At 34.2% G+C, this 20,869-nt stretch carries 16 protein-coding genes; 4 read left to right on the top strand and 12 right to left on the bottom strand.

Going from position 1 to position 20,869, the window contains the following annotated elements; genetic code table 11:
- Window positions 1-75: 75 nt before the first annotated feature.
- Together ileS and KQI85_RS12100 are read right to left on the bottom strand one after the other, a co-directional pair.
- Entirely contained in the window at window positions 76-3,231 is a 3,156-nt protein-coding gene (ileS, locus tag KQI85_RS12105; RefSeq protein ID WP_216576338.1) for an isoleucine--tRNA ligase, read from the bottom strand.
- 389 nt (window positions 3,232-3,620) lie between these two features.
- Complete coding sequence (locus KQI85_RS12100) at window positions 3,621-5,615, bottom strand: class I tRNA ligase family protein (protein WP_216576337.1); 1,995 nt, start codon at window positions 5,613-5,615, stop codon at window positions 3,621-3,623.
- Between the two features lie 296 nt (window positions 5,616-5,911).
- Between KQI85_RS12100 and cls the strand changes: the two genes are divergently transcribed.
- Complete coding sequence (gene cls, locus KQI85_RS12095) at window positions 5,912-7,381, top strand: cardiolipin synthase (protein ID WP_216576336.1); 1,470 nt, start codon at window positions 5,912-5,914, stop codon at window positions 7,379-7,381.
- A 194-nt stretch (window positions 7,382-7,575) separates the two neighbouring features.
- On the opposite strand, the gene KQI85_RS12090 is transcribed toward cls, so the two are convergent.
- The 3 genes from KQI85_RS12090 to KQI85_RS12080 are packed head-to-tail and all read right to left on the bottom strand — an operon-like array spanning window position 7,576 to window position 10,447.
- Entirely contained in the window at window positions 7,576-8,310 is a 735-nt protein-coding gene (locus KQI85_RS12090) for a 1-acyl-sn-glycerol-3-phosphate acyltransferase (RefSeq protein ID WP_216576335.1), read from the bottom strand.
- 53 nt (window positions 8,311-8,363) lie between these two features.
- Entirely contained in the window at window positions 8,364-8,930 is a 567-nt protein-coding gene (locus KQI85_RS12085) for a D-alanyl-D-alanine carboxypeptidase family protein (protein ID WP_216576334.1), read from the bottom strand.
- 59 nt (window positions 8,931-8,989) lie between these two features.
- Window positions 8,990-10,447, bottom strand: coding sequence for a nicotinate phosphoribosyltransferase (locus KQI85_RS12080; protein ID WP_216576333.1), 1,458 nt, complete (start codon window positions 10,445-10,447; stop codon window positions 8,990-8,992).
- A 427-nt stretch (window positions 10,448-10,874) separates the two neighbouring features.
- On the opposite strand from KQI85_RS12080, the gene KQI85_RS12075 reads away from it, so the two are divergent.
- The 3 genes from KQI85_RS12075 (at window position 10,875) to KQI85_RS12065 (ending at window position 13,450) form a co-directional block, all read left to right on the top strand.
- Window positions 10,875-11,519, top strand: coding sequence for an ECF transporter S component (locus tag KQI85_RS12075; RefSeq protein ID WP_216576332.1), 645 nt, complete (start codon window positions 10,875-10,877; stop codon window positions 11,517-11,519).
- Between the two features lie 107 nt (window positions 11,520-11,626).
- Complete coding sequence (gene coaBC, locus KQI85_RS12070) at window positions 11,627-12,817, top strand: bifunctional phosphopantothenoylcysteine decarboxylase/phosphopantothenate--cysteine ligase CoaBC (RefSeq protein ID WP_216576331.1); 1,191 nt, start codon at window positions 11,627-11,629, stop codon at window positions 12,815-12,817.
- A gap of 141 nt (window positions 12,818-12,958) precedes the next feature.
- On the top strand, window positions 12,959-13,450 hold the full coding sequence (locus tag KQI85_RS12065; protein WP_216576330.1) for a hypothetical protein: 492 nt from the start codon (window positions 12,959-12,961) through the stop codon (window positions 13,448-13,450).
- 257 nt (window positions 13,451-13,707) lie between these two features.
- On the opposite strand, the gene KQI85_RS12060 is transcribed toward KQI85_RS12065, so the two are convergent.
- The 7 genes from KQI85_RS12060 to KQI85_RS12030 form a co-directional block, all read right to left on the bottom strand.
- Window positions 13,708-14,157: a DUF1934 domain-containing protein gene (locus KQI85_RS12060; RefSeq protein ID WP_216576329.1), complete on the bottom strand. Its 450-nt coding sequence runs from the start codon at window positions 14,155-14,157 to the stop codon at window positions 13,708-13,710.
- Window positions 14,158-14,178: 21 nt separating this feature from the next.
- Window positions 14,179-14,997: a glutamate racemase gene (gene murI / locus KQI85_RS12055; RefSeq protein WP_216576328.1), complete on the bottom strand. Its 819-nt coding sequence runs from the start codon at window positions 14,995-14,997 to the stop codon at window positions 14,179-14,181.
- A 13-nt stretch (window positions 14,998-15,010) separates the two neighbouring features.
- On the bottom strand, window positions 15,011-16,078 hold the full coding sequence (locus tag KQI85_RS12050) for a D-alanine--D-alanine ligase family protein (RefSeq protein ID WP_216576327.1): 1,068 nt from the start codon (window positions 16,076-16,078) through the stop codon (window positions 15,011-15,013).
- A 183-nt stretch (window positions 16,079-16,261) separates the two neighbouring features.
- Entirely contained in the window at window positions 16,262-16,984 is a 723-nt protein-coding gene (locus KQI85_RS12045; protein WP_216576326.1) for a stage II sporulation protein R, read from the bottom strand.
- Window positions 16,985-17,209: 225 nt separating this feature from the next.
- Window positions 17,210-17,884, bottom strand: a complete 675-nt coding sequence (locus KQI85_RS12040) for a GntR family transcriptional regulator (RefSeq protein ID WP_216576358.1) — start codon at window positions 17,882-17,884, stop codon at window positions 17,210-17,212.
- A 202-nt stretch (window positions 17,885-18,086) separates the two neighbouring features.
- Window positions 18,087-18,947: a 4-(cytidine 5'-diphospho)-2-C-methyl-D-erythritol kinase gene (gene ispE, locus KQI85_RS12035; RefSeq protein ID WP_216576325.1), complete on the bottom strand. Its 861-nt coding sequence runs from the start codon at window positions 18,945-18,947 to the stop codon at window positions 18,087-18,089.
- A gap of 257 nt (window positions 18,948-19,204) precedes the next feature.
- Window positions 19,205-20,758 (bottom strand): SPOCS domain-containing protein, encoded by a 1,554-nt coding sequence (locus KQI85_RS12030; RefSeq protein WP_216576324.1) that lies wholly within the window; start codon window positions 20,756-20,758, stop codon window positions 19,205-19,207.
- Window positions 20,759-20,869 lie beyond the last annotated feature (111 nt).

Raw genomic sequence — 20,869 nt, 5'->3', positions numbered from 1 at the left:
GTAAATACCTCTGTTTCATAAACATAAAGGGTATAACCATCTGATTATACCCTTAATTGAATTTGCGAAAATTACTTAATTCTTTTCTACACCTATGGCTACGTTTTCACCATTAATATTCCATTCTTTTACATAGCCCTTAGGAGCTTCATGGAGTATATCGGTTGCAAGTACTTCTGACTTAATCACTTCAGCATTTTTCTCAAAAAGCTGTGCAATCTTATCATTCTTGTCATTGTATACAGTAATCTTATCCATTACTTCAAAATCTGCTTCTTTTCGCATTGTCTGTATTTTACTTATAAGTTCTCTTACGAATCCTTCTTCGATAAGTTCTTCTGTAAGATTAGTATCAAGAACAACTGTAACTTCGTTATCACCTTCTGATACATAGCCTTCCATCTGAGCCATATCTATTAAAAGATCTTCTTTAAGAAGAACAATCTCTTCTTCACCAAGTCTTAACTTAAGTTCACCTGTTGCATTAATCTCATCCATTGCTTCATTACCATTAAGTTCTGTAAGTGCTGTACGAATCTGATTAAGCTGTTTACCAAACTTAGGTCCAACTGTCTTAAGCTGTGGTTTGAAGCTGTATGATGTGAAGTTTCTTACATCATCTGTGAATACAACTTCTTTTACATTTAATTCATCTTCAATAATCTCTTTGTAGAATTCATCAAGTTCCCAAGGAGCTTTGATATACATAGTTCCGATTGGCTGTCTGTTCTTGATATTAGCACCATTACGACATGCACGACCCATAACTACTACTTTTAGTACTTTTTCCATGCAATCTTCAAGTTCTGTATCAATCCATGCTTCATTAGCTACAGGGAAATCACACAGATGAATACTCTCTGGTGCATCTTTGTCTACACTTCTTACAAGATTCTGATAGATGTCTTCTGTCATAAATGGAATCATAGGAGCTGCTGTCTTACATAATGTAACAAGTGTTGTATAAAGTGTCATATAAGCATTAATCTTATCCTGTTCCATTCCTTTTGCCCAGAAACGTTCACGGCTTCTTCTTACATACCAGTTACTGAGTTCATCAACAAAATCTTCAAGTACTCTTGCTGTCTCTGTAATCTTATAGTTAGCAAGATTATTATCTACAGTTTTTACAAGAGTATTCAATTTAGAAAGAATCCATTTATCCATTACTGGAAGTTTATCATAATCAAGTTCGTATTTAGTAGGATCAAATTCATCTATATTAGCATATAGAACATAAAATGCATAAGTATTCCAAATTGTTCCCATAAATTTACGCTGTCCTTCTTTTACAGCTTTGTCATGGAATCTGTTAGGAAGCCATGGAGCACTATTCTCATAGAAATACCATCTAATTGCATCTGCACCATGTTCTTTTAATGCATCAAAAGGATCTACTGCATTACCTTTTGACTTAGACATCTTCTGTCCATTCTCATCCTGAACATGTCCAAGTACGATTACATTCTCATAAGGAGCTTTGTTAAACAGAAGTGTTGATTCTGCAAGTAATGAATGGAACCATCCACGAGTCTGGTCAACTGCTTCTGAGATAAACTGTGCCGGGAACTGTTTTTCAAATACTTCTTTGTTCTCAAAAGGATAATGATGCTGTGCAAATGGCATTGCACCTGAATCGAACCAGCAGTCAAGAACTTCAGGAACTCTTCTCATTGTCTTACCACATTCTGGACACTTGCATGTAATCTCATCAATATATGGTCTATGAAGTTCTACTGTTAAAGCTTCCTTGTTATTACTCTTCTCTTCAAGTTCTGCACGACTTCCGATACATTCCTGATGTCCACAGCCTTCACATTCCCAGATGTTAAGTGGAGTACCCCAGTAACGGTTTCTTGAGATTGCCCAGTCCTGAATATTCTCAAGCCAGTTACCAAAACGGCCTTTACCAATTGATTCAGGAATCCAGTTAACTGTATTATTGTTACGGATTAAATCTTCCTTAACTGCTGTCTCACGGATGTACCATGATTCTCTTGCATAGTAGATAAGAGGTGTATCACATCTCCAACAATGTGGATATTCATGTTCAAATTTAGGTGCATCGAATAACTTACCTTCTGCATCAAGATCTTTAAGTACAAGTGGATCTGCTTTTTTAACAAATACGCCTGCATAAGGTGTCTCTTTAGTAAGTTCACCTTTACCATCAACAAACTGTACGAATGGAAGATCATAATTCTTACCAACTCGTGAATCATCTTCACCAAAAGCAGGAGCGATATGAACGATACCAGTACCATCTGACATTGTAACGTATCCGTCACATGTTACGAAATGAGCTTTTTTATTCTGTTTTTTCGCAGCTTCGCCTGCACATTCAAATAATGGCTCATATTCTTTATATTCAAGATCTTTACCCTTATATGTCTCTAATACTTCATATGCTTTTTCGCCTTCTTCTGCAAGTTTTCCTAAAACTTTGTCAAGAAGTTCTTCTGCCATATAATAAGTATATCCATCTTTTGCTTTTACTTTTACATAAGTATCATCAGGGTTAACACAAAGTGCAACGTTACTTGGAAGTGTCCAAGGTGTTGTTGTCCATGCAAGGAAGTATGCGTCTTCACCTACAACTTTAAAACGAACTACTGCTGAACGCTCTTTAACTGTCTTATATCCCTGTGCAACTTCCTGTGCTGAAAGTGGTGTACCACAACGAGGACAATAAGGAACTATCTTGAATCCTTTGTATAAAAGACCTTTGTTCCATATCTCTTTAAGTGCCCACCATTCTGACTCAATGAAGTTATTATCGTATGTTATATAAGGATGTTCCATATCTGCCCAGAAACCAACTGTTCCAGAGAAATCTTCCCACATTCCTTTGTACTTCCATACACTTTCTTTACAATTCTTGATGAATGGTTCAAGTCCATATTCTTCAATCTGATCTTTACCATCAAGACCAAGTTTCTTCTCTACTTCAATCTCAACAGGAAGTCCATGTGTATCCCATCCTGCTTTACGAGGAACCATATAACCTTTCATTGTTCTATATCTTGGAATCATATCTTTGATTACTCGTGTTAATACATGTCCGATATGAGGCTTTCCATTAGCTGTAGGTGGTCCATCATAGAATACATATGTTGGTCCTTCCTTACGATTTTCAATACTCTTTTCAAAAATATTATTGTCTTTCCAGAATTGTTCTACCTTTTTCTCTCTGTCTACGAAATTAAGGTCACTGTTAACTTTCTTATACACAAAAATTTCCTCCTTATAATAATTAACTAAAAAAGGCTTCTACTGTCTTACGCAAACAATAGAAGCCCAAATATTTCAATATTCATAACATTATGTAATTATAACATTACTATTAATATTCTTACAACATACTATCATATGCGTCCCACATAACGAGGGGAATTCGTCAGCTACTACTTACATGTGTGTTCGAAGCTGCGACTTAAGAGTGATATTCGTCTGTCCTTACTTGTACCGCCTTCCAGCTTACAGCGGCTCTCTGTAACTTTCCAAACAGATTACTGTCTCCGTCATAGTCTTTATTAGATTATTCTATTAACTACAATAGATTGTAGCTCACATAAAAAATATTGTCAATGTCATTTTTTAAACGTATATTTTTAAATCGTCTATTTGGCATATTGATGTTCAAGCTTCTTAAAGAAGTCAATCTTAGGCTCTAAGAACTTGAATTCATGATTAGCAACCTTATCTGTATAGAATGAAATAGGTTCAAATATGTAATCCCAGTTCCATAGTTCTTCACCAACATTAAGATACTCTCTAAACATCTCACATCCATCAGGTGCAATTGGATGTACAAGAATTGACATAACTTTACATGCATAAAAGCAGTCATATAATACCTGTGCTTTAAGTTCAGTATTATTCTCTTTTTCTGCAACTCTTATATTATTAGCCCAATACTTATTAATCTCACGAATGTATTCATCAAGAACATAAGATATTCTGTGAAGATCCTGATTATACATGTGACGCTCGTATTCAAATACCTTAGTCTCAGTAAGTTCCTTAATCTTATCACTTACTGTAAGTTCAGGCATTCCGCCCATCTCCTGCATAGTATAGAAGCATGAACGTATAAGTCTGTTAAATACATTGGTTAAAAGATTACCATCTTTAAGTACAGGATCAACTCCCTGCTTCTCTTTTTCTTCATCAGATAAGAATATCTGTGGTTTGAAGCTTGCACTCTTCTGTGAAAGTCCAAGACTCATAAAATGCATTCTTAACTGGTCTGCTGTATAATATTCAAGTAGTTCATCAGCCATAGGTGGCTTAATATCTGAACTTGAGCTTGCTTTTTTATCCATAAAAAGGACGTGACGGTTAGCTACAATATGTGGAAGATTAATTGTTGTCATATCAATCTTCTCGCCTTTCTTAGCTAAGAAACCAGCGAACATCGCCATCTCTGCTATTGCATAGAAGTAGATGTTATCTTCACCTATAAACTGATATACACAGGCGTCATCTGACTGCCAGTAATCTCTCCATTCTTCCTTATCATGTCCAATCTCTTCAAGATATGTTTTTGTAAAAGATATTGGTGCCCAAAGTGATTCTGGCCATACCCAGAATGTAAGATCCTTAAGATCTGCCTTGTCAGGAACAGGAACACCCCATTCAATATTACCTGAAAGTCTGAATGGAACTAAAGTCTTACCTGATCTATATCTTATATTCATCTTATCAAGAGCTGCTTTTGCTTCATCTCTTAACGCAAGCTTTTCAAATACGAATGTTACAGACGCTTTCTTCTCTTCATCAATTGTCTCATGTGCAGGAAGTGCTTCTTCAACTGCTGCCATATCTTCTATATATTTTCTCTGAACATAAAGAACCGGTTTCTTAAGGAATTCATCAATTGTCTGAAGTTCATATTTTCTTGTATTAGAATTCTTCATAAGGAAGTCATTACGTTCCTTCATCATATCCATACATTCATCAAGGCAGAAATACCAATTAGTTACTTTTTTAAGAACCGGCTTCTTACCTGAAAGCGCACTTATAGGATCAATTAATTCCGATGGCATATATTGATGTCCAAGTGCACATTCATCTGCGTATGCCTTATCTGAACAACATCCATCAATAGGACACTTACCAATTACCTGACGTCCATTTAAGAAAGTCTGCTTCTCTTCATCAAAAAATTGGTAATCTGACATCTCTGTTATATATCCATTATCATAAAGTGTATTAAATACCCATTCAGATGTCTCATTATGCATCTTGCCTGACTTACCAAGTGCAGATGCTCCAAAGAGATTAGGTGATATCTTGTAACCTTCAAGTGTCTTCTTCTGATTAAGATGATTAGTAGTTACATAATCTTCCATTGTACCTTCATAGCCTGATTCTTTAAGCTTTCTATAACTCTCAAGAATCGGTGAACCATAACAGTCAGTTCCTGATACAAATATTACATTATCCTTGCCAATTCTGTCTCTTAAGAATCTTGCAAAAATATCAGCATGAATAAACATACCTCCAACATGTCCAAAATGCAGATTCTTATTACCGTATGGCATACCGCCTGTAACAACCGCACGTTTTGGGAATACAGGTCTCTCATCTCTGCCTAACTTCTTATTATACATATAATATATCCTCATTCCTTTTTGAATTCTCTCAACAGTTATAGCCAAAGATACAATTTTATATATCTTTGGCTATACCATCCTATATTCTTTGCATACGCACATTATATATCATTATCTTATAATTGTAAACCAACTAAAAAATAAAACAATGTATTATACAATATACTACCATATAATATATTATCAAAATTGTTCATTTGACATTGTACCAAGATTATGTTAAATTACCGATTATCAATATGTAGATATTCGTGTAATATATACATTCTTAATACATTAACGGGAGGTAGCATATGGTTAGTAATATATGGCATGGCATTGTAGCTGCCAACACATGGGTTATGAATAATATTCTCTGGATTAATATTATTCTTTCTATAATAATTGTATTCTTTCAACGCCGTGATCCAAACACTGTCTGGGCATGGCTTTTAGTCCTTAACTGTATTCCAATAGTAGGTTTCTTCCTCTATCTGTTAATCGGTCAGGATATGCATAAAAGTCATATGTTCAGAGTAAAAGGAATAGAAGACGAAGTAAACCTTGCAATTAAGACACAGACTGATACCATCGAACATCATAACTTCAGTTTTCAGGATGAACACCTTAATGACTTTAGAGATCTTGTTCTTCATAATGTAAAATATGGCGGTTTCTACTCTGATAACAATGAAGTTGACATCTATACTGATGGCAATAAAAAATTCGAACAGTTACTTACTGATATTAATAATGCAAAAAAATATATTCACATTCAATATTATATAATAAAACCCGGAGAACCTTTTGACAGAATCCTTGAAGCTCTTAGAAAAAAAGCTGCTGAAGGTGTCGAAGTGCGAGTACTTGTCGATGCCATGGGTGGAAGATTCATGAACAAGAGATATATAAAGAAGATAAAATCCTATGGAATCAAAGTAGGAGTATTCTTCCCTGCATTCCTTGGTAAATTCCAGCTTCGAATTAATTATCGTAATCACCGTAAGATTGTAATTATTGATGGTAAATATTCTTATGTAGGCGGTTTCAATGTAGGCAGTGAATATATCGGACTTGATCCCAAATTCGGATATTGGAGAGATACCCACCTTAGAATAAGAGGTAATGCTTCAAGAGAACTTCAGTCACGATTTGCACTTGATTGGAATTATGCGACAAGAGAGAATCTTCTCATTGATGAAAAATACTTTGAAGTTGATGCTTCTAATGGTCATGTTCCAATGCAGATTATAAGCAGCGGACCAGACTCTTCAAAAGCACTTATAAGAGATAACTATTTACGACTTCTTAGTAAAGCCAACAAAAGTATCTATATCCAGACACCTTACTTCGTACCTGACGATACTTTTCTTGATACGATAAAAATAGTAGCGGAATCAGGCGTTGATGTACGAATTATGATTCCATGTAAACCAGACCATCCTTTCGTCTATTGGGCAACATATTCATTCATAGGAGAGATGCTTGAGTCAGGTGTAAGATGTTATACTTACGACAATGGATTTCTTCATGCAAAAGGCATAATGATTGATGGTCTTGTAAGCAGTTATGGAAGTGCCAACATGGACTGTAGAAGTTTCAAATTAAACTTTGAAGTCAACGCTGTAATATACGATGCAAAAGTAACTTCACATCTTGAAGAGATATTCTTAACAGACTTAAGTGAACATTGTACAGAGATAACACAAAGTGCATATGCCAAACGTTCACTTCTAATCAAATTTAAAGAACAGATCTCAAGACTTCTTACACCTGTATTGTAAGACTAGAACATTGTGGCAATATTTAAATACTTTAAACGACTCACCGGGAGTTCTTCACCAGTTAATAAATATCATGGAGAATATGGTGTCACTATATATGATTTACAAAGTAAAAGTGTCCATACAATAATTTTCAAAAATAGAAAGGCATTTATTAACATAATCATAGTCAATAAATGCCTTCTTACAATATTTTACTTAACTTCCTTATTCTTCTCATACATCGCAAGTATCTTATCTCTTGTATATGCACCAAGGAATTTCTTCTCTTCTTTTGTCAATTCTTTTATATCTATTGGCTCTCCGAATTCTATAACAGTCTTAGTTGACTTTATAAAAGGAAAGTGAGCTTCAAATACATCTCTTGTATTGTTCTGAGCTACAGGAATTATCTTACATCCTGATTTCTCTGCGAACTTTAAGCTGCCTTCCTTGAATGGAAGTATTCCTTCTTCCTTATTTCTCGTTCCTTCCGGGAATATGAATATCGAGATTCCATCATTCTTAATATAATCAATTCCCTGAAGTATTGTCTTAAGTCCTTCTTTTATATTCTCTCTGTCAAGGAAAAGACAATACAGATATCTCATCCATACTCTTAAAAGAGGTACTTTTCCAATCTCTTTTTTTGCCACAAAGCCTGTTATATCAGGCAACATTGAATAAGCAATAACTATATCAAAATAACTTCTGTGATTGCCAACATATAATACCGGCTCATCTTTTGGTATGTTCTCTTTGCCTATTACTGTTGTACGCACTCCTGCAAGAAACAGAATACACTTAAATGCTCCCTGCACGAATCTTAGCGAACTTATGTCTTTCGCTCTTTTGTTAATCTTACCTATCAGATATTCAATCGCAAACATTGGTATGCTGATTATAATATATATCAGTAAAAATATCGCTATTAATATCAGTCTAATCATTATCTCACATGCCTTTCATCATATAATCAGTTAATGTAACTGTTATCTATATTCTACACTAACTGGCAGTATTCTTCCAATACCATTTTTTTATCGTATATATTCTTTGCATGTTCAACTGTTACATATCTAAAATGCCATGATTCATAACCATATCCTGTTATGTTCTCGCTTCCTTCTGGATATCTTAATATGAATCCATATCTGTATGAGTTATTAAGAAGCCACTCATATTCTTTTGTATCCTTAAAATCCTGTGTTACTTCATTATTACATATTGGTGTTGACAGATCAACTGCAAGTCCTGTCTGATGTTCACTTGTTCCCGGAAATGCTATATACATTCTTGTATGAGTAAGTCCCTGTTTTACTATTGATTCTGTATATATCTCTTTCTGTGTCTCAAATGATCTATATCCTGCTACACCACAGATTGAGAGTCCTTCCTTCTTAGCATCGTTTACCATTCGCTCTAACGCTTCCTTAGCTTCCATTCTAAGTTCGAACTCTTCTCCTTCATCAGCTGATGGAATATCAACTACTGCAAGATCTTCTGGTGCGTACTCCTCTGTTACAGGATGGTTACGATTGATTAAAATTAAAAGATTATTCATGTTCATATTTGTTTTCCCTTTTCTACAAAAAAATAGTAAGTGGGCAATTACGCCCACCTACTATATTATTTTGTAGAATCGAATGTGTCAAGTAATGCTTTTTTAATTTTGTATAAATTATCTGATAAATCGACATAAACTTCATGAGGATTGACAAGTCTTCTAGTCTCTTCCCATAGTGTATCCTGTTCTCTAAGACAATAATCTCTTATATCCATTACAGCAGGTGATTCATATACACACTCACCTTTATCAAATACTTTTACAAGAAGTTCTCTCATAGTATATTCGCCTGCTTTTAATGTTGTCTTCTTCCATGTCTCGATTGGATCGAATATCCTTAAGTCTTTTGTCTCATCAAACTTATCATCAACAAGTGATATAAGATCTGCTTTTATCTTACCTGATTCTTTCTCATATATACGATATACTGTCTTATTACCAGGATTAGTTATCTTCTCTGTATTCTCTGAGAGTTTTATCTTAGGAATAAATTCCCCAGTCTCTTCGTTCATAACAGCTGCAAGCTTATATACACCACCAAAAGCCGGACAGTCTTTAGAAGTTATAAGATTAGTTCCAACACCCCATGATGTAATGGCTGCTCCCTGTGATTTTAAGCTGTCTATAAGATATTCATCAAGATCACTTGATGCTGATATAACTGCATCTGTGAATCCTTCTGCATCTAACATCTTTCTTGCTTTCTTAGAGAGATATGCAAGGTCACCACTGTCAAGTCTTATTCCATAGAATGTAAGTGGTATTCCGGCTGCTCTCATCTCCTTGAATACTTTGATAGCATTTGGCACACCTGATTTTAATGTATCATATGTATCTACAAGAAGTATACATGCCTGTGGATAAAGTTCTGAATACTTCTTGAATGCTGTATATTCATCAGGGAAGCTCATTATCCAGCTATGTGCATGTGTTCCCTTAACCGGTACATTGTATAATTGTCCTGTAAGAACACAACTTGTTCCAATACATCCGCCGATTACAGCAGCTCTTGCACCAAGAACACCTGCATCAGGTCCTTGTGCTCTTCTAAGTCCGAATTCCATAATTCCATCACCCTTAGCTGCATAACATACTCTTGCAGCTTTAGTAGCGATAAGGCTCTGATGATTAATTATATTAAGAATAGCTGTCTCTACAAGCTGTGCTTCCATTATAGGTGCAACAACTTTAACAAGTGGTTCTCTTGGAAATACAACTGTTCCTTCAGGTATTGCATATATATCTCCTGAGAATCTAAAGTTAGCAAGATAATCTAAGAAATCCTCTTCAAATAAACCTACACTTCTAAGATAATCTATATCTTCCTTCTCAAAATGAAGATTCTTAATATAATCAATCACCTGATCAAGTCCACATGCGATTGCATATCCACCTCCTGATGGATTCTTTCTGTAGAATGCATCGAATACAACCATCTCATTGGTCTTATTCTTAAAATATCCCTGCATCATTGTCAATTCATATAAATCTGTTAATAATGTTAAATTTCTCTCGCTCATACTATATAACTCCTTTGCTCTTCTTATTAATTATTATTATATTCCCTTATGCATCTTATACTTCCTGATAGTTCTAGCTTAAAGATACTTATCTTTTACCAGATTTTTATCACTTCTTAAATACATGGGCTTAGTATAGCAGAATGATAATTTTTTGGCAATATTTTCGTTAAATTTTTATCAATCTTTTTATTATTTTTTTTCATACATATACTATTTTTAATCCGATATTATTGTTAGGTTAAGTCTATTCTGTTATAATAGCTGTGATGTCTGATATTTGGCAATAGGTTCTTACAGTATAGGCTTTATGGCATGGTATGCGGGCCAGAGGTACTATTAATTACAAAAGAACAAAAGCTTATCTCATCATAACTATATGTATTATATCTGCGAAAGGCAGAGTAGTAACAGGAGGAATTATAAAATGAAAAATCAGTCACTAAAAACAAGCAAACTTGTAATGGCAGCCATGTTCACAGCCATTATCTTAATCATGTCATTCACACCTTATCTTGGATATATTCCACTCGGTTTTATGAATGCAACAATTATACACATTCCGGTCATTATCGGTGCCATTATTCTTGGTCCTGTATATGGTGGATTCTTAGGTGGTATATTTGGTCTTACAAGCCTTATTAATAATACTGTTAATCCTAACCTTACATCATTCGTATTTTCACCATTCTATACAGCAGCAGGTGTCCATGGTGGAATTAAGAGTCTTATTGTATGCTTTGTTCCACGAATACTCATTGGTATAGTTGCTTACTATGTATTTGTACTTATAAAAAAGCTTTTTAACAGCAAAAAAGGTGGCGAAGCTACAGCTCTTGTAATTGCAGGCGTTGCAGGTTCTCTTACCAATACACTACTTGTAATGAATGGTATATTTGTCTTATTTGGTTCTTCTTACGCAAGTGCCAGAGGACTCGCATATAACACACTATATGGTGTAATTCTCACAGTAATCGGAACTCAGGGTGTTCCAGAAGCTATTGTTGCCGGTATTCTTACCTGTGCAATAGGCAAAGTTCTTCTTAAAATTAACAGACAACATAAGAACTAATAATAGTGAATTGCAACACAATATTAAACAGTAAATAGTTGTATGATTTCACTATTAATAAAATGGTATAGATTCTACTATTAAATAAAAAAAGGAATGATTAATCTATGTTAAAAGGAAAGACTATTGTACTTGCTGTAACAGGAAGTATAGCAGCTTATAAGATTGCTAACCTTGCAAGTATGTTAAAAAAACTACAATGTGATGTGCAGGTATTAATGACTAAAAACGCTACCAACTTCATTAATCCTATCACTTTTGAGACTCTTACAGGCAATAAATGTCTGGTTGACACATTCGACCGTAACTTTCAATATAGCGTTGAGCATGTTGCACTTGCAAAGCGTGCTGATGTAGTTCTTGTAGCTCCGGCATCAGCTAATGTCATTGGTAAGATTGCCAATGGAATTGCTGATGATATGCTTACAACAACTATTATGGCATGTCCATGCAAGAAGATTATCTCACCGGCAATGAATACTAATATGTATTATAATCCTATCGTTCAGGATAATATCGCTAAGTTAAAAAGATTTGACATGGAAGTTATTGAACCAGACAATGGCTATCTCGCATGTGGTGATATAGGTGCCGGCAAGATGCCTTCTGAGACAGTACTTCTTGATTATATACTAAGAGAAGTTCAATATGACAAAGACCTTGCCGGTAAAAAGGTTCTTGTAACAGCCGGTCCTACAAGAGAAGCTATTGATCCTGTAAGATATATAACTAATCATTCAACAGGCAAGATGGGATATGCTATCGCAAGAGACTGTATGTTACGAGGTGCAGATGTCACTCTTGTAAGCGGCAAAACTTCTATTACACCACCACCATTTGTCAAAGTTGTTGATGTAGTATCTGCAGCAGATATGTTTGAAGCTGTAAAAGATTCTTACAAAGACATGGATTATATCATTAAGACAGCTGCTGTTGCTGATTATACACCTGCCATCACTTATGATAACAAAGTCAAAAAATCAGATGACGATATGTCTATTGCACTTAAGCGTACTACTGATATTCTAAAATATCTTGGTGAACACAAGTCAGATTCTCAGATTCTTGTCGGATTCTCAATGGAAACCGAGAATATGATCGAGAATTCAAGAACAAAACTTGAAAAGAAAAACCTTGATATGATATTAGCCAACAATGTTAAAGATGAAGGTGCAGGATTTGGCATCGATACTAACAAAGTAACGTTAATAACCAAAGATACTCTCACTCCATTACCTGTAATGACTAAGAGTGAAGTTGCGCATACACTTATGGATACGATTAAGAATCTAAAGTAATCTGCATAAGCAAAAAATACTATTTCTTTTTTGTAAGATTAATGTTAAAATGAATAATATCAGTTATACTTTAGAGTAAGTATGCAATAATAATTTAAGAAAGGAAAGCTGTTATGTATCTAATAACAGCGGGGTTTATTCATGGTTTGGAAAATAATTCTAGGAATAATAATCGTGTTATTAATCATTCTTGGAGTTCTGTATTTCTTTGGACGCAAAGCTATGAAAAAAGCAGATGCGCAGAAAGAGGCTATTGAAGCTGCTGCACAGACTGTTAATATGTTGATTATTGACAAGAAAAAAATGAAGATGTCGGAAGCCAACCTTCCAAAAGTTGTGCTTGAACAGACACCAAAATATTTAAGAAAGGCCAAACTTCCTATTGTCAAAGCCAAGATTGGTCCTCAGATTATGACACTTATAGCAGACGAGAAGATATTTGATGCTCTTCCAGTTAAGACAGAAGGAAGAGGTACAATAAGTGGTATGTACCTTACTAACTTCAAATCTTTTAAACCTGTTAAAGTAGCTAACCAGCCACCTAAGAAGAAGAAATTCTTCGACAGATTTAAAAAATCTTCTAAAACAGAAGAAGCAAAAGATACAACTTCAAAGAAGTCAAAGAAAAACTAATTACTAATAATATAATCTCAGTTCATTATTAGTTCATTTTAACAACATATAAAAACCGGTTGCGATTTATAATCGTAACCGGTTTTTATATGTTGTTATCTTTTAAGTTTATATATAGTCTTTTATATCTTACATATTGCTATCTTTTAAATTTATATATAGTCTTTTATATCTTATATATTGTTATCTTTTAAGTTTATATACAACATCTCATAGATATTACTATGTAGACTTTATCAAAGTCAGCTCTCCTGCTTCTATTTTCTCAACCGAAACTCTTTACCTTGTGGAACTATCTTAATTATAACGTTACATCTTCCGGCATCTTCTTCATTAAGTTCAAGATTGTAATCAAGTCTTATCTCTATAAGCTCTTCTTCTTCATGAATCTCGATCTCATTAGTAGCAAATCCTATTGTAATATCACCATAATCTGTATGATAACATGTTACATATTTAACGCCTGCTTCAAATTCCATCTGGGCACTAAGTCCGCCGTATCGCTTTAACTCTACTTTTTCATCAGTAAATTTTAGCATAGAACTTGTGACTTTATTCTGTTTTTCTTTAACTTCTTCATATTTTACATAATGTTTTCCATTCTTCAGATAATAGTTACCAAAACTTATCACTTCAACAGCTTCACAGTCGTCTTCATCCATATCTGTCGGAAGTCCTGAAATGGATATAATTACTTCTTTTGTCATCTCTCACCTCTAATAATCTTTCTAATATTCGTCAATATTAATCTGCTGTGTTGTAAGAATATCAAATGGTAATATTGAATTGGCAAAGTCCTTAAACTTCTTTGCTGCATCACTTACATAGAATTTGTACATCTGACTTGGTGAATCATATTCCTTAATATTAGCTATATGCTTCTTGTCAAGAAGATGTCTAAGTTCTATTGCAGTCTCATAAGCCGGATTAACAAGTGTAACTTTATCTCCAACTGTTCTTCTTACAGTTGATCTTATAAGTGGATAATGTGTACATCCAAGTACAAGCGTATCAATATCCTTATCTTTGAATTCACTAAGATATCTTGACGCAATCTCATCTGTCACAGGGTCATTAAGAAGCCCTTCTTCTACAAGTGGAACAAATAAAGGACATGGTTTTCCAAATACCTTGATGTCAGGATTAATCTCATGGATGAATTCCGAATATATCTTAGAATTAATTGTTCCTTCTGTTCCAATAATTCCAATTCTTCCATTATTAGTTGCTTCTGATGCAACTTTCGCACCAGGCTTTACAACACCAATAATCGGTATATCAAATTCCTTCTTACATTCTTCAAGTGCAAAAGCACTGGCTGTATTACATGCAATAACAATCGCTTTTACATTCTGTGTAAGAAGAAATCTTATTATCTGTTTTGAGTATCTTATAATAGTATCTTTTGACTTACTTCCATAAGGTACTCTTGCTGTATCACCAAAATAGACAATTCTCTCATTTGGAATCTGTCTCATAATCTCTCTTGCGACTGTCAGTCCGCCAACTCCTGAGTCAAATACTCCTATTGGTGAATCATTACTCATAACCCGTTTTCTCCTATCCTTCGAATCTTACCAACGCACTCTGTATTAACTTCTCAACAAGCTGTGGCTTGCCAATTCCTTTTGCTTCCCATAACATTGGATACATGCTGATTGCTGTAAATCCTGGAAGTGTATTAATCTCATTAAATACAACTTCATTAGTATCCCTTGTAACAAAGAAGTCAACTCGTGATAATCCATAACCATCTACTGCTTTGAATATCTCAACTGCATCTGTTCTAACTTTTTCAACTGTCTCAGCTGGAAGATCCGGTGATATAACTGTCTTAGAATCAGCATTATTATATTTGGCATCAAAATCATAGAATGTCGCATCTGATGCTGCAAGAATCTCGCCTACTCCTGACGCTCTTACTTCACCACTTCCAAGGACTGCACATTCTATCTCACGACCGATAATAGTCTCTTCGACAAGAATCTTTCTGTCATGCTTTGCTGCTTCATAAAGTCCATCAATAAGAGCTTCTCTGTTCTCTGCTTTTGATACACCTCTTGATGAACCTGCATTAGATGGTTTTATAAATACAGGATATGCTATCTTAGCTTCTATCTTAGCTACAACACTATCCATATCATTAAGATCATTCTTTCTTACTATTACATAATCTGCCTGACGTATTCCAAGTGTATCTACGATTATCTTAGTATATATCTTATCCATTGATACACTTGAAGCAAGAACGCCACAACCTACATATGGAATTCTTGCAAGTTCAAGAACACCCTGAACTGTTCCGTCTTCACCATATAATCCATGAAGAACAGGGAATACAACATCTATCTTCTCAACAGTTGTCTTATTGCCATCAATAAGGATAACGCCTCTCATTGTAGCATCCGGTGATATAACTGCTGATACTTTACCATTAACCCATTCGCCTGACTTGATATCATCAACTGAATCAACTTTTAACCATTTACCTTCTTTTGTAATACCTATAATCAATATATTGTAATTATCCTGATTTATATTAGCAATTACAGTCTGAACAGATACACATGAAACTTCGTGTTCTGATGACTGTCCACCAAACAAAACTGCTATATTCTTCTTGCTCATTATCTTACCCTCTTTCTGTCTCACAATATGTAAGACAATTATTGCCCGGTGCTTTATACACCTTATTTAATTTTAACCTTATTCTTAAAAATATTCAACTATATTTTATTATCTCATCTAATTCCTACAAAACAAAAGTATTACTAACAATTATCTTTTAAATCTAATATCCGATATATTATATCACTCTATATCAAACAGTTCATTTAAAAAAGTAAGATATTTGAAATGTACTTTTATCTTTTTGTCCTTAGCTTTAGTTAATATTATATCATATTCTTCATTTGTTAAAACGTCTTTTAATTTTTGTCTTGAATCATCACTTTCTTCCGGATGAATAGCATCAGCATAACATAGTGGTGGATATAATACACACCACCAGTTTCTGCCATCACCTGCACCTATATCTACTATAAGAGCCTCATATTCACCTTGTGGAAATGTATATTCCCCATATATTTTTACTGGAAAATACTCCCGTCCTATGTATACACTGGCTCTATGTTCACTAATATAATCTTCATAGCTTATCGCATTATCAGATTCCATATATACATTATCAAGATAATATTCCTCTATTGCTCTGTCTGCGACATTCTCTATATCATCAATTTTTGCACTAAGTGTTTCTCTTGCCACAGCTACGTTCTCACAATCTTTAGTAAGCTCACCCATATAGCTTAAAACATAATCTTTAACATACAATTTTAACTGCTGCTCACTGTCTGAATCGTCCTTGGCTCTTATATGAAATCTTAATATCTTCTGTGCCATCGTCTCAACACATACACTAGTCTGTTTTGTCTGTTTGCTATCATAAGACATCTCTCTTGCTTTCATCATAAAAAATACTATAAGTATAAATACTATAAGAAAGGCTCCTATTATACGTCTCACATTTCCCATAACTCTACGTCCTCCTGATATTATTATGTATTCTAATATCATTATTGACGTTTCTCTAATTTGTATACATCTAACTTATAATATACGCAAAGCAGTCATCATTAGATTCCTTTATCCTCATATGACTGCCTTACTATCTGTTTTTATACATTTGTATATGCTCTGCAAGATATACTCACTACCATAAAATCTTCATGAATATTCTCTAAATCTATTAACTTATAGCTACTTAGTTGTGTTAATAGCTTTAATTACATTCTTCTCCTGATTCTCGATATGCTGTCTTACTGCTTTTTTAACTGCTTCTATATCTTTGTTTGCAAGTGCTTCTATTATTATCTTATGTTCTTCTACAAGTGTCTTTCTCTTATCTGAGTCCTTAATATATTCAAATCTGTATCTGTACATCTGCTCTCTGAGATTATTAAGAATCTGAATAAGTCTTGCATTATCAGTAAGTGCATATATCGCATCATGGAAGTTAACATCTGCTTCTGCCATCTCAACAACATTATCTCTTCCAATCGATTCGATAAATTCATTATTCTTCTCTTCAAGTACTGCTACATCTTCTTTTTTGATATTGCATGCTGCAAGTGATACAGCTAACTCTTCAAGTGTGCATCTTACTTCAAGAACATCTCTTAGATCCTTCTCTGTAATCTTGGCTACTTCTGCACCTTTTCTTGGAATCATAACTACAAGTCCCTCAAGTTCAAGCTTTCTTATAGCTTCTCTTATAGGTGTACGGCTTACTCCAAGACGTTTTGCAAGCTGAATCTCCATAAGTCTCTCGCCCGGCTTTAACTCACCTTTTAGAATTGCCTGCCTTAATGTATTGAATACTACATCCCTAAGTGGCAGATATTCATTAATTGTTACTTTTAAACTGTCTTCCATCATAATATTTTTCCTCTTGTTATTATAATATTTATATGATGTCGGGGACAAAAACCCCGACTTTGATGCCTACGAATTGTTCCGTGCTACGCACTCCCACAATTCTACTGGGTATTCGCATATCGTGGGATTATCATCCCGCTTGTATGTTTCTAAACTTTTCACATATATCGCATTAGATATGCATAGGTATCACTATATATTAATTAAATGTCTCCGTCACAAATACCTGTTTTACAAGTTTCCCTTTTAAAAGCTGTTTGCATCGATTAGCATCTTCTTTGTTATCAAATATACCAAATACTGTTGGTCCGCTTCCACTCATAAGAGCATTAAGTGCACCATTTTGCTTCATTATATTCTTAATCTCTTCAATCTGAGGATATTCCTTAGCTGTTACTGTCTCAAGCACATTACCAATTCTGTCTGACAAACTATATATATCACCTTCATTAATACTGTCGATAATTCCATCGATATCAGGATGAGGTGTATTCTCATCAAGTACCAGATTCTCATATACAAACTTTGTTGATACTCCAAATGACGGCTTTGCTATAAGAATTGTAGTCTTAGGTACAGCTTTAAGAGGTGTAAGCTTCTCGCCGATTCCTTCTGCAAGTGCTGTTCCTCTCATAATACAATATGGAACATCTGCTCCTATCTTAACTCCAAGCTCCATAAGTTCATTCTTAGTCGCTCTTAGCTTGAATATCTTGTTAATTCCATACAGAACTGCCGCTGCATCTGAACTGCCGCCTGCCATTCCTGCCGCAACAGGTATGAACTTCTCAAGTGTAATCTCAACTCCCTGCCCAACTTCATACTTCTCAAGTATCAGCTTCGCAGCCTTGTATACAAGATTATTCTCATCTGTTGGAAGATAATAGAGATTAGTCTTAACTTTTATCTCATTATCATCTCTCTTCCTAATTGTTATCTTGTCGTACATCTTAATAGTCTGCATTATCATTCTTACTTCATGATATCCGTCTTCTCTTCTCTTAACCACATCAAGGCCAAGATTAATCTTTGCCATTGCTCTTAACTTAATTTTATTCATATTAATCACCTTTGCATAATGTATACAGTATATTATAAACAAAATACGCTAAAAAAACAATACAAATTTAACCAAATAGCGCAGTCAGTTACCCGCTGCGCTATTTCATATATAAAATCCTTATATTCGTCATAGGCTCTTCCTACTACCTTTAGATGGTGGGAAGATCCTTGTAAATTTGTATTGCAGATTTAATTATACTAATCTTAGATCTGCTGCATACGAATTGTTCTATATTATGCAATTAATTATCATCTCTATGATATTCTCACAACAATAATTCTGTCCCCGGTATTTATATGATCACCAGATATGCCATTAACCTCTTTTATACTATCCACACTTGAATGATGTTCTTTAGCAATTTTCCACAAAGTATCATCTTTTTTCACAACATATCCTGTAATTCCCGGAATCGTAATAAGTCTGGAATTATCATAAGGTTCTTCATTAAGTGTTGTAATCATATTAATCTGTCTCTTTTTTCTTGCAAAAATACCTGCACTCACATTACCTCTCACATTAATATGTTCGTCATCCGCAACTGACGCATATATCTGTTCTACACATGAATTAACATCAATCACAACCTCATCACTTGTATCTGTTAGTTCAGTAGTCAATGTAAATGGCACTTCTCCTCTTATCGTTCCAAATGGATGCATATCATCATGCGACACATACATTATCTGCGTTATAATAGCCCCTTCAATCGTAAGAATACCATCTTCACTTGATATATCATCAATCTTTGCGTCACCTTTTGCAAAAATAAACTGTAATATTCCAGCTTCTTCATTCTTATATCGTAACATCCCATCAAACTTACTTCGTATACTATTATTAATCAGAAGTTCTTCATATTCTGCATTCTCATACTCCGGCTTTATATCAACTGTCGTAGAATATACATCATCAATAACCTGCGTATTCTCTTCATTATAGATTTTTATCTCAAGTTCAGATAATAAATCAACCATTATTACTCTATTCTCACCATTCTCATCCGGTTTGGCATCAACAATACTATTAGTCGTCTTAAATGATACATTAGGGATAACATTCTCATCAATTCCCGGCATCTCGACTTCTGCTAAAAAAGGTATAACTGTCTCCTGCCATTCCATAACAAGTTCATCTTCTTCTCCTTTATATAATATAAATAAGAGAAGTTCCCCTTTTATCTTAAGAACATCAGGCATCGGCCGCACTTCAATATTTCTTATATTAATATTCTTCCATAATATCTCAAGTATGTCAGGTTTATTCTTTTCAAGTGGAATCTCTTCTTTTATTCTCATTGAATCTTTTTTATCTGCCAAAAGATTAATATATGTAATATCTCTTTGCAACGTATATATCCTGTCATCACCACTTATCTGTGTAAGAACATCAAGATCTCTGCATGACGTTGTCTTTATGAGAAAACTCATAATTGCTCTTACACTTATCTTTCTTGAATTAACTATTCTTATGGCAAGATCATCTATATCCCATCTTATTCTAAGATCCTCATTCTCGTTATCACTATCTATATTGATATATTCCTTAAAAGGAATACTTCCACTCATACTATGTACACTATGACTCTCATCATTAAAATACAATATATCAAATGACAGATTACCAGAGATTGCAACCCTGTCCTTTGATGGACGTATTTCATCAATATATATCGTTCCGGCTTCGTTAATTATCCTATCTATATCTGGCTTTGACTCACCAAGTATAAAATCATCATCGACAGACACCTGGGATGTAGCTTCTTTTGCAATACAGCTCATCTTAATACCTTTTTTAATAAGTTCCATTCCATCACCTCAACTATATTTTTTATTAAAGTCAATTTTCTATTAAAACCAATTTTTTCTACTAAAGTCAAATTATTTTTTTATCAGGTTTTTTTCTATTAAAATACCATA

Origin of the sequence: Falcatimonas sp. MSJ-15, assembly GCF_018918265.1 — a bacterium.
Lineage (GTDB): Bacteria > Bacillota > Clostridia > Lachnospirales > Lachnospiraceae > Falcatimonas.
This window is presented reverse-complemented; position numbering and strand designations above follow the sequence as displayed.